12 protein-coding genes are annotated in these 14,725 nt (G+C 60.9%); 4 read left to right on the top strand and 8 right to left on the bottom strand.

All coding sequences use genetic code 11. From position 1 onward, the window contains the following. Positions 1-290 precede the first annotated feature (290 nt). A complete protein-coding gene (locus FJ398_18300) occupies positions 291-650 on the bottom strand; it encodes a clan AA aspartic protease (protein MBM3839883.1) in 360 nt (119 codons plus the stop codon). A 524-nt stretch (positions 651-1,174) separates the two neighbouring features. Continuing rightward, complete coding sequence (locus FJ398_18295) at positions 1,175-1,933, bottom strand: phospholipase (protein MBM3839882.1); 759 nt, start codon at positions 1,931-1,933, stop codon at positions 1,175-1,177. 387 nt (positions 1,934-2,320) lie between these two features. On the opposite strand from FJ398_18295, the gene FJ398_18290 reads away from it, so the two are divergent. The 3 genes from FJ398_18290 to FJ398_18280 all read left to right on the top strand — a co-directional run bounded on the left by FJ398_18290 (position 2,321) and on the right by FJ398_18280 (position 4,484). Further along, on the top strand, positions 2,321-2,893 hold the full coding sequence (locus FJ398_18290) for an HDIG domain-containing protein (GenBank protein ID MBM3839881.1): 573 nt from the start codon (positions 2,321-2,323) through the stop codon (positions 2,891-2,893). A 318-nt stretch (positions 2,894-3,211) separates the two neighbouring features. Continuing rightward, positions 3,212-4,093 carry a prepilin-type N-terminal cleavage/methylation domain-containing protein gene (locus FJ398_18285; protein MBM3839880.1) on the top strand — a complete coding sequence of 294 codons (882 nt, stop codon included), beginning with the start codon at positions 3,212-3,214 and terminating at the stop codon, positions 4,091-4,093. A gap of 52 nt (positions 4,094-4,145) precedes the next feature. Next, positions 4,146-4,484, top strand: coding sequence for a hypothetical protein (locus tag FJ398_18280; GenBank protein ID MBM3839879.1), 339 nt, complete (start codon positions 4,146-4,148; stop codon positions 4,482-4,484). Positions 4,485-4,496: 12 nt separating this feature from the next. Here the strand turns inward: FJ398_18280 and FJ398_18275 are convergent, their stop codons facing one another. The 5 genes from FJ398_18275 to FJ398_18255 all read right to left on the bottom strand — a co-directional run bounded on the left by FJ398_18275 (position 4,497) and on the right by FJ398_18255 (position 13,084). Beyond that, entirely contained in the window at positions 4,497-7,760 is a 3,264-nt protein-coding gene (locus FJ398_18275) for a LamG domain-containing protein (protein MBM3839878.1), read from the bottom strand. A gap of 428 nt (positions 7,761-8,188) precedes the next feature. Beyond that, positions 8,189-8,857 (bottom strand): hypothetical protein, encoded by a 669-nt coding sequence (locus tag FJ398_18270; protein MBM3839877.1) that lies wholly within the window; start codon positions 8,855-8,857, stop codon positions 8,189-8,191. 80 nt (positions 8,858-8,937) lie between these two features. Further along, positions 8,938-12,606 (bottom strand): ABC transporter permease, encoded by a 3,669-nt coding sequence (locus FJ398_18265; GenBank protein MBM3839876.1) that lies wholly within the window; start codon positions 12,604-12,606, stop codon positions 8,938-8,940. An 8-nt stretch (positions 12,607-12,614) separates the two neighbouring features. Next, positions 12,615-12,872, bottom strand: coding sequence for a hypothetical protein (locus FJ398_18260; protein ID MBM3839875.1), 258 nt, complete (start codon positions 12,870-12,872; stop codon positions 12,615-12,617). Next, positions 12,848-13,084, bottom strand: coding sequence for a prepilin-type N-terminal cleavage/methylation domain-containing protein (locus FJ398_18255; protein MBM3839874.1), 237 nt, complete (start codon positions 13,082-13,084; stop codon positions 12,848-12,850). The genes FJ398_18260 and FJ398_18255 overlap by 25 nt, the downstream gene beginning before the upstream one ends. A gap of 120 nt (positions 13,085-13,204) precedes the next feature. Between FJ398_18255 and FJ398_18250 the strand changes: the two genes are divergently transcribed. Further along, on the top strand, positions 13,205-14,467 hold the full coding sequence (locus FJ398_18250; GenBank protein MBM3839873.1) for an SGNH/GDSL hydrolase family protein: 1,263 nt from the start codon (positions 13,205-13,207) through the stop codon (positions 14,465-14,467). On the opposite strand, the gene FJ398_18245 is transcribed toward FJ398_18250, so the two are convergent. After that, the gene (locus FJ398_18245; GenBank protein MBM3839872.1) at positions 14,464-14,721 is read right to left on the bottom strand and encodes a type II toxin-antitoxin system RelE/ParE family toxin; all 258 of its coding nucleotides are present in this window, start codon (positions 14,719-14,721) and stop codon (positions 14,464-14,466) included. The two genes, FJ398_18250 and FJ398_18245, sit on opposite strands and share 4 nt — an antisense overlap. Positions 14,722-14,725: the final 4 nt, after the last annotated feature.

The following is a 14,725-nucleotide window of genomic DNA, read 5'->3' as shown; positions in this document are numbered from 1 at the left end:
GCGACCAAGCTTTTTAACTCCTCATCCGTCATATTCGCAGATTATCTTGAGCAGCCTTCACCGTCAACCGCCACCACGCCGGTCACGCAGGTCTTTCCCCATCCGTCATGAGTGACGCTTCCGGCAAACGCTGAGTACCGGCGTGCTTCCAGAACTCTCCCGTGAATGAAATCGTCCGTTTCGTTCTGGACAGCGGCCGAAGCTCGCAAATTGTTTGTTGTTGGCCGTTTGGTCATACCCCGCTCGCAATCATCGCGGCGGGGAAATTGTTGCCGTTTCGCGAGTGTCGGTTAGAGCACACCCAAGACGACGGCATTCGGGTGGGCCGGATTGGGCACCAGCCTCCCGCCCACGCAATCCACAAAGAGGTCGGTGCTTTTCAGCGCCGTTTGGCCAATGAGCACCTGATCGCCCAAGACCAGGCAATCCTCGTAGGTCGGGCGGTTTTCCAGTTCAATGCGAACCGGCTCAGTCACATCCACTTCTTCCGAGCGCCCGTCGGCGAATTGGGCGCGCCGTCGCGAAGTCGTGCGCAGGCCCAAGAGTTCCATGACGGCAGCCGGAATAACGCAGCGTACTGCGCCTGTATCCACCAAGGCTTCAATTTCCACCGAGCGGACTTGTTCCGGCTTGATCAACCCGCTGCGCACATTGGACTCGTCCGCCGCATTCGTGAGCCGCCTTGAGCGGAATGCCCGCCCACACGTGGATCAAACGACGATTCCTTTTCATGATGGTTACAGTTTACTCGAAAGCGGTCCGGTGCGGAACTGGTCGTGCTGGTTACGAGCTGCGCCTTTCGGAACGATTGGATTACATCAAAAGCGGCCATGCGGAGCAAGGCTGTTCTCTTCTGCATGACCCTCGGAGGGTGAACCGCCCCATTCAGTCGCACAAAAGAGCCAGGAATTGAAGGCTCCTCGGAGGCAGCCTTCTGCGCTGCTTCACGGCTGGACTTGGAGTGCAGCGTTCATGCGAGCTGAAGGTCGCGCTCCGAAGAGGTCTGTCTTGGGCGCGCGAAACGGGCGGGCGGACTCGACTGATTTCCGGCTGCCAGCCGCGCTAGATCAGACATCTGCCCAGTCCAAGGGTTGATCACACTTCAACCTCAACTTCCACCATTTCAAGCAGGCTGGTTTCGTCGCATTGTTGGCTGCTCGAAAGGGTTCGTGAATCAGCGGGAGTGTTGGAGGAACCACTCGTAGAGCTTCGGATTGTTGTAGGTCTCCGTCCAGGAGTCGTGGCCGGCTTCGGGATAGATGGTCAGTTCGACTTCCTTGCCACCGGCGCTCTTCAAGGCGTTCACCATCCGCTCGGATTCCGACACTTTGACGGTGCCATCCTTCCCGCCATGAAATGCCCAAACCCCGAGCGATCTCAAGGCGGGGGCTTTCGACCGGCTGGCGAGCAGAACGTCGATAATCTCCCCGCCGCCGCAGATAGGCGCGATGGCGGCGAATCGGTCCGGATGCGAAACGCCCAGGCTCCACGTGCCATAGCCGCCCATGCTCAGGCCCGTGAGATAGATTCGTTTCGGATCGACGCTGTGTTCCTTGACGACTTCGTCCAGCAACGCCAGCAACGCGTCGTTGTCCCAGCGTTGATTCGAAGGGCACTGCGGGGAAACCAGGATGAACGGAAAGTCCCGCTTCTCCTTCACGAGTTTCGGCGGGCCATGGAGCGTCACTTTGGATAGATTCGTGCCGCGCTCTCCGGCGCCGTGGAGGAACAGCATGAGCGGCCAGCGTTTGGCCCCTTTGATTTCATAATCGTTCGGCAGGAACAGAAGATAATTCAGCGCGACTTCCCTTTTAAGGGTTCTCTCGAACTTCAGCGCTTTCTGGTTGGTAATGGGCATATCGTCTTGGCTGCGGGTGGTGTAATGGGCCAGTCCGGACAGACAGACCAGGGCAAGGATGAATTTCGTTTGCATAACAGTTGTTGCGGAGTTGATACGGGAACCAACGGCGGCGTTGCAAGCGGCAAAGTTCGGGAGTGATTTTTGCACGGACCCTAAGAACCGTCCCCAATCCTTCCCCTCAACCGGTTCATGCGCTGTGCGCACGGTTCCGAAGCCATGGAAAGCTTCCTTGGCCACGCGGCCATGCACTCGGCTCAGGACCCGATCGCCGGTAGGGCGAGTCCGTCCCGGCGAGCCGCTCGATGTGTCCGGAACACGTTCGACTCGGCTCGCTGGAGACAGGCTCGCCCTATCGTCAGAGAAACTTGATCCTGTTGCGCTCCTCGCCATTGCCGCTCGACAATCCTGGAGCGCGTCGCCCATGATACGCGCCACGCTCCCAAACCAAAGGCTATTCACATGACACGCGACGAAGCCTGGAATCTGCTGAACGAATACACCAAGTCCGAATCCCTGCTCAAACACGCGCTGGCCGTCGAAGCAGCAATGCGCCATTACGCGGCTCATTTCGGCGAGAGTGCCGGCATTTGGGGAATCACTGGATTGGTCCACGACTTCGATTACGAACGCTGGCCCAATCCGCCCGACCACACTCGCGAAGGCGCGCGCATCCTTCGGGAACGCGGCCTGGACGAAGAAATCGTCGGCGCGATTCTTTCGCACGCCGAATGGAACCGGGAGGAATTCCCGCTGGATCGCCCGATCCGGAAGACGCTCTTTGCGGTCGATGAATTGTGCGGGTTCGTCACGGCCGTGGCTTACGTTCGCCCCGAAAAGCTCACGGGGATGACCGCCAGCAGCGTGCGGAAAAAAATGAAACAGAAATCCTTCGCCGCCGCTGTGAAAAGGGAAGACATCGAGAGTGGCGCTCAGTTATTGGGAGTTCCTCTGGACGATCACATCCAGCACGTGATCGTCGCCATGCAAGGTGTGGCGGACCAAATCGGTTTTGCACGGCAGCCGCAGGGATGACAGACGCGGCCCCGGTGCATCCGCAAGTTATCAGTGACGTGTAGCGCAGATTTTCAATCTGCCGTATCGCTGACTTGTAGTCGGCTGCGCGACAAACTCACCCGACCGCACCGGATTGGCCGTCATGCCGCAGATTCCAAATCTGCGATACGGCAGAATGCAACTCTGCGCTACGTGGAGGCGAACACTGATAAACTCGTGGATGCACTGCGCGGCCTTGTGCGAATAATGCGGATAAACGCACGCTTGTCCTGGGCGCACCGATGGTGTATAGAGCCGTTAGTTTCATTCACCAAACGCACTAAGAAAGGCAACCCTATGTGGCTCTCTAAACCCAACCCCCAAAGGCAGCGTTCCGCTCGCCCTCAATCAGGCTTCACGTTGATCGAGCTTCTGGTCGTCATCGCCATCATTGCCATCCTGGCCGGGATGCTTCTTCCGGCGATGAGCAAAGCCAAAGCCAAAGGCCAGGGCATCGCGTGCATGAACAACACCAAGCAGTTGATGACCGCCTGGAAAATGTATGTGGACGATAACAACGACAAGCTCCCCTTCGCCTACGCGCCGGAAGACAAATCGAACCCCAATTATCCTTTCTCGTGGACTCACGGGATTCTCGACTGGTCCAACGGCAACTCCCAGAACTGGGACGTAGATAACACGATCAAGAACGGCGCGATCTGGCCGTATGTCGGCGGCGCGTTGTCCATCTACAAGTGCCCGGCCGACAAATACACCGTGACGCCGACGACGGGCCCGTTCAAAGGCCAGGCGATCCAACGATGCCGGAGCAACTCGATGAACTCTTGGATGGGGATGAATCAGGGCGATTGGACGTGGTTCGGCGGGCCGGAATTCCGCAAATACACCAAGATGTCCGACGTGGTCGATCCGGGGCCCAGCATGACCTGGGTTCTGGTCGATGAACACCCGGACAGCATGAACGACGGCTTTTTCTGCGTGGACATGAACGGTTATCCTAATCCGGCCCAGGCCAAGCTCCCGGATATCCCGGCCAGCTACCACAACGGCGCGTGCGGCTTTGCCTTCGCCGATGGCCACTCGGAAATCAAGAAGTGGCGGGACAAACGCACCATGCCTCCGGTAAGAAAGTCCGGTTTGCAGGGCGCGAATCACGGCACTCCGCCGAACCCGGACGTCCTGTGGCTCTACGAGCGAACCACACGCAAGTACAAATAACCGCCTTTCTCCAATTCAAAGAATCGAAGGCCGGAATTCAATCCGGCCTTTTTTGTTGTCCCTGAACCCTTCAGCAGGCGACGGTGGAGCGAGGCTCCCGCCGAGCTTGCGTCGATGCCGGGTCGAAGCTCGCTTCCTTTCCCCGCACCTTGGCTCTTTCCGTGAACCAGACGGTAGGGCGAGCCTGTCCCCAGCGAGCCGAGTCGGACGTGTTCCACGCACGTCGAGCGGCTCGCCGGGACGGACTCGCCCTACCGAGTTGATGGGCCGAGTGCAGGTCCGTTATCGTCTCTTCCTGGACGGTCGGTCTGCCTCCAGGCTTGATTTGGGACGGAGTGGAATGCGTCCCTACCACGCTAAACACATCGTCCGGCCTCTTTGCTTGTCGTGAGCTTCTTGACTCTCAGTTCTTGATTCGTCCGAAGAGGGCTGCCGTTGCTGGCTTGAAGGTGTATGGGCTGGACGCGCCGGGCACGTCCTGCCACGGACCTGTCAATGCGCCGGCCGCCTGCAACGTGCCTCCGCCGGTCCACTCGATCGTAATGCTGCCGTCGGCGTTCTTCGTGTATTTCGTGAATTTCGCCGCGGGCGCGACGACCGGTTGGAGCTGATCGGGAGCAGTTCCTTGAGCGATCTTGGCCACCTGCTCGGCCGTGAGCGCGCTGCCAAAGACGGCAAAGTCGTCGATCATGCCGTGCATGCTGTTGTTGCCGCTCGGTTCGGCGCCCATGACGAACTCCGTGAAGTCGGTTGGCAACGGCGACGTATTGGTCCCTTCCAGGAACACTTTCCCATCGATCCAGATTTGCTTTTTGGAGCCGCTCTTGACGAAGGCGAAATGGCGCCACGCCGTGAAATCGAAGTTCGGGCCCAACGTATCAATGCTCGCGTTGATGCGCTGGGTCGCCGTGTCGCAACAACCGGCGGTGTCGAAATAGATATTATTGTTGCCCCAGGGAGTGTGCGCCTGGAACCCGCGTTGTGTCCCGGAACTGGAAGGCGAGACCATCCAGAAGGCCGAGCTGTTAGCCACTTCCGCCAACTTCACCCAGACCGAAACGCTCATGCGGTCCGCAGACGACGCCGCGTTCAACCACACGGCGTTCGTGACGCGAACCAATTGCTGCGCGCTGTCCGGTCCAAAATCCATGGCCCGGTCGCTGCCCTGGCCGGATCGCCCGCCGCCGGCCGGCGTGAAGGCCGCGCCATTCTCCAGTTTGCCGGAGAATTTATGCAGCTTGTCCAGAGTCCGGTCCGTCGTGCCGGCGTCATTGAAATCCCACCACGCGATCAAATTCACTCCGCCTGCCGTGACGGGAGTGCTTTTCACATCAACCGGTGAAGTTTCCAGCATGACTTCGGCGCCATCCGCCACCAAATCGCCATCCGTATCCCTGAGCAAAGGATTGGTGCCCGTGTCGGTGGCGCTGAGAAAGCGGCCCGTGTTGGTCTCTACGCCGTCTTTGAGTCCGTCGCCATCCGTGTCGGCGTTCAAAGGATCGGTTCCGGTATTGGTGGCGCTGACCCAGAGGCCGGAGCTGGTTTCCACGCCATCTTTGAGGCCATCCGCGTCGGTATCCGCGTTTTTCGGTTCGGTGCCGCGTTGATATTCCACCAGATTGGTCAACCCGTCGGCGTCGGCATCCAGCGCGGCGTCCGCTTTGTCTTGCTTGTTGAGTCCCTTGCCATCTTCCCAGGCATCGGGAATGCCATCGCCATCGGTGTCCGCCTCCAATTGGTTGGGCAGCGTGCCTTCCGCGAGCTTGAGAATGAGCGATGCGTCCAACGCGCTGGCGAACACGGCGAAATCATCGATCAGGCCGTGGAGGCTGTTGCTGAAATCACCCGCCGCGCCGATGAAAAGCTCGGTGAAATCCGTCGGCAAGCGGGAGGTGCTTCTCCCGGACAAGAACACTTTGCCATCGATCCAGATTTCCTTGGTCGCGCCGTTTTTCACGAAAGCGAAGTGGTGCCACTGCGTGAAATCGAAATCCGGATTCATCGTGTCGATGCTGGCGTTGATGCGCTGGGTGGTCGTGTCGCAGCAGCCGGCGGTGTCGAAGTAGAGGTTGCGGTTGCCCCACGGAACGTGGGCCTGAAAACCGCGGGAGGTCCCCGAACTGGAAGGCGAGTTCATCCAGAACGACGAAGTGTTGGCCACTTCTGTCAATTGCTGCCAGAAGGAAACCGTCATTTTGTCGCCCGCCGAGGCCACGTTGATCCACTGGGCGCCCGTCACCCGCACCGTTTGCCGGGTGCTGTCCGGGCCGAAGTCCATGGCGCGGTCCCCCGACCGTCCCGTGCGACCGCCCTGGTCCGCCGTGTAAACGGCGCCGTTCTCCAAAGCGCCGGTGATGCTGTGGATTCTGTCCGAGGTCTTTTCCGCCACGCTGGCGTCGTTGAAATCCCAGTACGCGAGCAGGTTCACGCTGCCGGGTTTGATGGGAACGCCCCGGGTGTCGATCGGCGAACTTCCGAGCGTGACTTCCGCGCCGTCAGGGAATCCGTCCCCGTCCGAGTCTTTCAAGACCGGATTGGTACCCGTATTGCTCGCGCCGGCGAAGACTCGGGTGTTGGTTTCCACCCCGTCCTTCAAGCCGTCGGCGTCGGTGTCGGAACTCAACGGATCGGTTCCGGTGTTCGTGTTGCTGACCCAGACGAGTGTGCCGGTCTCGACGCCGTCCTTCAGCGTGTCCCCATCCGAGTCCGCGTTCTTCGGATCGGTCGCTTTCAGATACTCCTGCAGATTGGTCAAACCATCGCCGTCGCGGTCCAGCGCGCCGTCCGCCTTGTCGGATTTGGCAAACCCGTTGTCGTCTTCCCACCAATCGGGGATGCCATCGCCATCCGCGTCTTTGTCGAAGCTCACGGGCAATGCGCCCTGGGCGAGCGAGGTGATTTGCGATGGTTCGAGGGCGCTGGAGAAAATCGCGAAGTCGTCAATCCAGCCCTGGGTGTTGCCGCCGCCTGCGCCGTCGGCCCCGATGAGAATTTCGGAAAAATCCGTCGGCAACGGCGAGGTGTTCTCGCCTTCTAGGAAAAGGGCGCCGTTGATCCAGATTTGTTTGGTGGACGCCTTTTTCACGAACGCGAAGTGATGCCATTGCATGAAATTGAAGTTGGCGTCCAGCGTGTCGATGTTGGCGAAGATGCGTTGCGTGCCGCCATCGCAGCAACCGGCCGTGTCGAAGTAAAGGTTTCGGTTGCCCCACGGAACGTGCGCCTGAAACCCGCGGAACGTGCCGGAACTGGAAGGCGAATTCATCCAGAACGCCGAACTGTTGGCGACCACGACGAGTTTCTGCCAGAACGCCACGGTGACCTGGTCGCCGGCGGCGGTCTTGTTGAGCCAGCCGGCGTTCGAGACGCGGACGAACCGGCGGGCGGCGGTGGTGCTGAGGTCCAGGGCGCGATCGCCCGCCTGGCCGGTCCGCCCACCCTTGTCCGCCGAATAATTCGCGCCTGTTTCGAGCGCCCCGGTGAAACCGTGCAGCTTGTCCGGCGCTTTCTTCGCCACACTGGCGTCGTTGAAGTCCCAATACGCGATAAGTTTTGCGGTGCTGGCCGCCTGACCGAATGCCGTCGCCGGAGCGAGGGTGAGGAGGATTGCGAAGTTTGCCACCCACAACAATGGCGTGGCCCGTCGAGAATGGATTTTGGCTTTCATGGGAAACTCGTTTGGCTCTTCCTACTCGTCCGAGGAACCGGAGTAAATTCAAAACGCCGTGGACCATGCAGAAAATTCCAGGAATCTCCAGGAATCGCACGAATCTTCTCAGAAGCGTGTCTGCAAATTCCCGCCGGTCGTAGCCGCCGAGTTACTGAGAAGACCGCAGGATAGGCGACACTTCTTCCCCCTCATCCCGGCCCTCTCCCTTGGGGAGAGGGAGAATCGTTTGCCGCACTCCGACAAGCTGACCGTGGTGGATCGGTCGATACGCCGGCGCAGGATTCCCTCTCCCTGAGGGAGAGGGCCAGGGTGAGGGGGAACGCGGCGTCCAATAACCAAGCGCTGTAGCTTATCCCACGGACTGCACAGTAACGAGGCTCAAATGTCTGAAGATCGGAAGAACCGAGATCCTCGTGCGCGGCAACTTACTCAGCGGCTGAAGAAAGGACGACAAGGTCGTCGAACCGGATCGGCGTCCCGGAGTACGGCATGCCCCAGATCGACGCGCGGCCTGCCAGAGGTTCTTCCTTGTCCTCAATTGAAATGGTTGGCGCCGCGGGTTCGCGCTGGCCCGCTCCCCAGACTTTGCCCGACACCGTCCATCCGCCGCCTTTGGATTTCCGAAGGTCCAATCGCAGATGGACCCACTGGCCCGACGGCCACTCGTAAGGAATCGATTGTTTCAGCGCGTCGCCCCGGAGAATCTCCACCGCCTTTTTGCCCGGACTGACTTGCAGCTTGAACCCGCCGACGCCGTTCAAGCCCACGCCGAACGCCGGATATCGCCGGCCTTTGCCCGTGCCGAACACGCGCGCCGCCACGGCAATTCCGTCCTGCTCGGTCGGGCCGAACAGAACGCCGAACGTGTCGAGCGGCGCGCCCGGCAATTCCAGAAACTTGTTTCCTCCTTCTTCCTGAACCTTGAAAGCGCCGTCGAGCACGAGAAACTCCTCGGACACGGAACCGACGGCGCACTTTTCCAGATCATTTTGGTACAGCGCCTTCGCGCCGGAATCAGATCCCATGACCACGCCACGGCAAACCGCCAGCAACGTGACCACCAACAAAAACGCCAGATCTCTTCTCGAATTCATTCTGTCAAACATCCGAGTCACGAGTTGTATTTCTCAGTTCACCGACTACGAATTACGTTTTACGCTTTACGTTTCACGTTTCACTCCGACCTCAACGCGTCCAGCAACCGCCCCCGCAGCGCCAGCCGCGTCGCCAGCCAGGTCCAGAGCGCGCCGCTCAGCCACACGCCGCCCAGCACGAGCGCGAGCGATCGAACCGGCACATTTGCCGCCGCCGAAAGAATCGCAGGCGCCACCGCGATCAGCGCCGCCAACACACCGATGCCGGATCCCGCCAGCAGCAACGCCCCGTGTTCGCTCAACACCAGCCATCGCAACACGCGCGGCCGAAATCCCACCGCCAGCAGCAACGCCAGTTCGCCGCGCCGTTCCAACACGTTTCGCAACACCACGACGCCCAGCCCCACGCTGCCGAGGAGCAAGCCCAGTCCCCCCAGCACTTGAAACGTGTTCAGATAAGTATTCTGCACCGCGTTGAACGCCGCCAGCCGCCGCGACGCCGGCGTCAGTTCGAGGCCCAGATCTTGCAAGGCGCGCGACAAAGCCGCCGAGATTTTGCCCACCCGGTTCGACGGCGCGTCGATCAGGAACATTCGATATCCTTCTTCGTGCGTGAACCGCGCGCGGAACTCGTCTTCGCCAATCAGAAGGTTCCCCTGGAGAATCGAGTTCGCCACGGACGCCACCAGGCGAATCTTGAAGACCTGTCCGCGTTCGTCGGTGTAATCCAAGGTGTCGCCGACCTTTTTTCCCAGCGCCCACTGAATAGAAGCCTGGTCGCCGATGGCGGGAACCTCGCCCTCGCCGCTTCGGCTGAGCAGCAACCAGGGATGATCCGTGGGCAACCCCTTTGCGACCGCGGCAAACGTGAAGGCGTTTCGCTGGTCGAGCAACTCCGGTTGCACGCCGAGCAGCCGCGGCTTCTGGGCGCGATTCAAATTGAGACAGCTCGCGTCTTCGCCGTCCCGTACGCGCAACGGCACAATCGCCGTGCCCGCGAAATCATTCGTGTCCAGGCCAAAGAATTCCCGGCCTTCGGCGGAATTCAGATCGTGGACGACCGGATAAGTCGCTTCGCCGATCAAAGCAAAACCGCCCGTGCCGGAGGAACGCCTTGCCGCGTCGATCTCGGAATCCAGCCGGAACACGCCGACGGCCAGGATCATGAAACTCCCGCTGGCGAGCAACCCGACCGTGGCCAGACTGCGCTTGCGCCGGCGCGTCGCGTTCCTCACGCCCAGGGCGCTCAGGGTCGGGCGCGCCGCCGCTCCGGAGTAAGTCAAAGCAGTCAAAAACGCGGCCGCGAAAGCTAATCCGGAAATCAGCAACAGCGCGCCCGCTCCGAAGAAGGCCCCCGCGCCTGTCTCCCGGTTCATGAAGATCGCCGCGCCGAGAATGATCGAACTCAGAATCACTCCGGCAACAGCGAGCCACAGACTGCGATTTGACCGAGCCGAGTAGAATCTCGCCGCAGACAAGGAGTCAGTCCGTCGAAGAATCATGTCTCCTTCCCCCTCACCCTGGCCCTCTCCCTGAGGGAGAGGGAAATCCAAAGCCGGCGTGGGAACCAGCCGACCGCGTTCGGTTTGTCGAACAGCCGCAAACGATTCTCCCTCTCCCCAAGGGAGAGGGCCGGGGTGAGGGGGAACGCGCGCTTCGACAACCGAGCGTGCCGATTCCTTCCAGGCCGTGGCTTGGAGGTTCAAATCCCCGCCCCCGGCCAACAACTCTCGCGCGGGTTGTTGCGCCTGTTTCCGCAGCACGAGCCAGATCGTCAGCCACGCCACCAGTGCGCCCGCAAATCCGCCGATCGCCAACGAGAGTGGCTCCGCGTGAAAACGCAGCGCCGACGTGCCCGAAGCGTCGCGCCAGATCGTGGCCAGACCGCGCAACATCGCCCAGGCATAGGCGCAACCGCCCAAAGTCCCGGCCGCGCCTCCGAGCAAGGCCAGGCCGCCGCCCTCGAAAATCAGCAAACGCCGGACTTGCCGCGGCGTGAAGCCCAGCGCCAGCAACGTGCCGACTTCGGTGGTGCGCTGTTCGATCCCAAACTGGAACAGCAGTCCCATCAAAAGCAACGCTGCGACGATGAGAAAGAAACTGAAGCCAAGGAAAAGCTGCCCGAAATCTTGCGCCTGCGCGACGGCGTCCAGCGCTTGTTTCCGGACCGGTTCAAAATTGAATCCAATCGATGCCGGATCGAGCTTCTCCAGAATCGCGTCTCGGACTCTAGTTCTCAAGTTCGCCAGATCGGAAGCTGGCGCGGGCGATGCAGGCAGTGAATTTCCCGAGACGGTTTGCGCATCGACGCTCTCGGCCTCACGAACGGCCCCCTCTCCCGTCCTGCGGACACCCTCTCCCCCCCCGAGGGGGAGAGGGATGGGGTGAGAGGGCGGAAATCGCACCGCCGTCAGATTGCCGAAGCGGTTCGTCCACATCTTTTGCCCGGCCGCCAGCGTGACAAACGCCTTGGGCGTTCCTTTGTGTTCCTCCCAATAGTCGTTGTCCTTCTGCCGCATCTTATCGAGCGCAATGGGAAATCCGGTGTCCCAATCCCGGCAATTCTTCGCCTCCACCATTCCCGGAAAATCCGGCATGAGCGAGCGATCAGCGTAAGGTCGGGCCATCGGCACAATCGCCCGAATGCGGAACCGGCTCGTGCGTTCCTCCATCTTGCGCATGATGCCGACGACGTAATAACTCAACGCCAGTTCGTCGCCCGGCTTCGCGTTGAGATCCTCCGCGAGCCACTGGTTGATGAGAATCTCGTCGTCGCGCATGTCCCTTGGAACGATCGGTTCGCCAATCGCCGTCACCATCGAATACGGCGCCGCGCGATCGCCCGCGCGCAGTTCGTTGACGAAATACGTGAGCACGCCGGAGGCGTTCGTGGCCGCTTTCAGCGCCGTGTCCGTAATCGGCGCGTCGAGAAACACGCGGCTCGTGCGCAACTCCAGCGCGTTGGCTTCGGGAATTTCGCGCAGTTCCAATTCTGCGTCCGCCAGGTCCCACGCTCTCCGCAACGCGGCCGTGGCCGTCGGCAATGCCCAAGGGTCCCGGTCCATCACCATGAGGACCAGATTGGCGCGGCCCGGCAATTTCAGTTGTTCCTGCAGCCACGGGAGGGACACGAACGCGTTGAAGGGAGGCGCCTGGCTGGCGTGAAGGCTGAACCGCCCGAATTCTTCGTCCGACGCAATCGCGCGCACGGTCAGGCGCAAGGCGACGGAGGAATCCTCTTGCGGCGAAATCGGCGCTTCGCGGGAAAGACGGCTCGCCTTCGGCACGCGGAGCAGAACGGCATCGCCTGGCTTCGCGGCGAGTTGCTCCGCCAGTGCGCGGTTCAAGACGACGCTGTCCTGCGTGGGAAACTCGAACACCGGCGGTTGCTCGGCCAGATTCCAGAAGCGTTCATCGACGCCCAGTAGTTGGACGCGATTCGCGCGCCGCGCGCCGCCGTCCGCGCTGGCGGTTGCCGGCAATTGCAGCGCTGTCACGCCGACGTTGTCCAGGCTGTTGGTCCGGCTCGACAACAATTCCGCGCGAAAGAACCGGTCGCCGGAAGCCAGCGCGACATCGACTTTGCCCAGCCGGAGCAGGGCGAACCGCTGGAGGCTGTGCCGGACGGAATCGCCCACGACCAGCGCGCCGACCAGCACCGCGCTGCCCACCGCCGCGCCGAGCAGCGCGCCCAGATGCGCGCGCGCGTGGAACCGAAGGCTGCGCCGGATGAGCGTGAACGTGTTCATCTTCGAGATCACCACGTTTCCCGGTGCGGTTCGTGGTCGTTGTTCCAGCGCCGGCGCGCGGCGTCGGATTCCTCGGTCCACTTGTCCTGTTTGGCGTACTCGACGTGGCCGTCGCAGAAGGCCATGTTCGCCCCCCGGCTGTGGATATCAGCCGTGGCCGGCGCAAACAACCGGCCCGCGAAACGGCGATGCGGGTGAATGTGGCTCAAGATGTCCGCGAAACTGGAATCCCCGATAGCAATCATGTCGCTGGGCGCTGTGACCATTGTTTGTTGTGATCATCGACATACATTACCAGAGCCATGCCGATCTGGCGGAGATTGGCCTTGCACGCCGCGGATTTGGCCTGAGCTTTCGCCTGGGCCAACGAGGGCAAGAGCAAGGCCGCCAGGATGGCAATGACGGCGGTGACCACGAGCAGTTCGATGAGAGTGAACGCATCGAACGTTTGGGCTCTTTCCGTTTCGTTCCGCAGCATCACGCTGCGGCATTATGCTCAAGCGTCTCCAGACGTAAACGACGTTTTAACCACCTTGACTGAGGGGTTACCGCGAAATTCAGATTGCGACTTCCCTGTCACCCGGCAATTCTCTCCCCGATGAAATCCAAATTCTCTCTGCTCCTTTTCGTTCTGACCGCGGCTTCAGGACTCGCCCGCGCGCAGGATAAACCCTTTTACCTCCAATCCGGCGATCGCGTGGTGTTCTACGGCGACAGCATCACGGACCAGCGGCTGTACACGACTTTCACCGAAACCTTCGTGGTCACGCGGTTTCCCAATCTGAATGTGAAATTTGTCCACTCCGGCTGGGGTGGCGACCGCGTGAGCGGCGGCGGCGGGGGCAACATCGATCTCCGCCTGCAACGCGACGTGTTCGCGTACCAGCCCACCGTCATGACGATCATGCTCGGCATGAACGACGGCTCGTATCGCGCTTTTGACGAAGAAATCTTCAGTCGGTACGCGCGAGGCTACGAGCGCATCGTCGAGTCCGTAAAGCGCGCCCGGCCTGGGATTCGGCTGACGCTCATTCAACCTTCGCCGTTTGACGACGTGACGCGCCCGCCCAATTTCGAGGACGGCTACAACAAGGTGCTCGTGCGCTACGGCCAGTTCGTGAAAGAACTCGCCGCGCGCGAAGGCCTGCATGTTGCGGACCTCAATACCGCCGTCGTGGCGGCGCTCGAAAAGGCCAAATCCGCCGATGCCGAGACGGCCAAGAAGATCATCAATGACCGCGTCCATCCGGGGCCAGCCGGCCAGCTTCTCATGGCGGCGGAGTTGCTCAAGGCCTGGAATGCGCCAGGCCTCGTCGCGGCCGTCGAGATCGATCCCGCAGCGGGAAAAGTCGTGGCGAAAAAAGCCAAAGTCTCCAACCTTCGCGCCGATGGCAAAGTGTCCTGGACCCAACTGGACGAGGCGCTCCCGCTTGCGCCCGATCTGGGCGATCCGGTGATCGCGCTGGCGGTGAACTCTTCGGATTTCGTGCAATCGCTCAACCAACAACTGCTGAAAGCCTCTGGCTTGAGCGCCGCGAAATACGAACTCAAAATCGATGGCACAACGGCCGGAACGTTCACCCGCGAGCAGTTGGCGGAGGGCGTCAATCTCGCCCCGCTTTCGACGCCGATGTCCAGGCAAGCCGGGGAAGTCCACAAACTGACGCTCCAGCACAACAACCTCCACTTCACCCGCTGGCGCCAGGTGCAGGTCCCGATGGCAAACTACAAATCGGAGCGGATTCAAAAGGCGACCCAGGACCTCATGGCCGCGCTGGACGCCGAGGAAGAGGAAATCGTGAAGCAACAGCGTGCTGCGGCCCAGCCCAAAGAACACCGATTCGAGTTGTCTCCGCTCTAACCCTGGAGCTGCCTTCGAATCCACTTCGGATCGCGCCGGCAATCAAGCACCCGGAAGACAACAACTTCATTCGTGATTACCCGGTAGTAAACTGCGTAGGGAAACTTCCTGGCGAGCAGACGATGAAATCCGTACTGCTGACGATGGATGCCGGCGCGCGACGCCAAGGAGTCGATTTCAGAGAAAAGGCTGTCGAAGAAGTACGATCCGACACCGCTCTGCCGACGCTCGTAAAACCGGCGACCGGCGGCCAGGTCT

This window comes from Verrucomicrobiota bacterium, assembly GCA_016871535.1.
Classification (GTDB): Bacteria; Verrucomicrobiota; Verrucomicrobiia; order Limisphaerales; family SIBE01; genus VHCZ01.
This window is presented reverse-complemented; position numbering and strand designations above follow the sequence as displayed.

Excerpts from the sequence above, each read along its gene's own strand:
- FJ398_18295 (MBM3839882.1), bottom strand. The coding sequence starts at position 1,933 with ATGCAAACGAAATTCATCCTTGCCCTGGTCTGTCTGTCCGGACTGGCC.
- FJ398_18290 (MBM3839881.1), top strand. The coding sequence starts at position 2,321 with ATGACACGCGACGAAGCCTGGAATCTGCTGAACGAATACACCAAGTCC.
- FJ398_18285 (MBM3839880.1), top strand. The coding sequence starts at position 3,212 with ATGTGGCTCTCTAAACCCAACCCCCAAAGGCAGCGTTCCGCTCGCCCT.
- FJ398_18275 (MBM3839878.1), bottom strand. The coding sequence starts at position 7,760 with ATGAAAGCCAAAATCCATTCTCGACGGGCCACGCCATTGTTGTGGGTG.
- FJ398_18270 (MBM3839877.1), bottom strand. The coding sequence starts at position 8,857 with ATGAATTCGAGAAGAGATCTGGCGTTTTTGTTGGTGGTCACGTTGCTG.
- FJ398_18265 (MBM3839876.1), bottom strand. The coding sequence starts at position 12,606 with ATGAACACGTTCACGCTCATCCGGCGCAGCCTTCGGTTCCACGCGCGC.
- FJ398_18260 (MBM3839875.1), bottom strand. The coding sequence starts at position 12,872 with ATGGTCACAGCGCCCAGCGACATGATTGCTATCGGGGATTCCAGTTTC.
- FJ398_18255 (MBM3839874.1), bottom strand. The coding sequence starts at position 13,084 with ATGCTGCGGAACGAAACGGAAAGAGCCCAAACGTTCGATGCGTTCACT.
- FJ398_18250 (MBM3839873.1), top strand. The coding sequence starts at position 13,205 with ATGAAATCCAAATTCTCTCTGCTCCTTTTCGTTCTGACCGCGGCTTCA.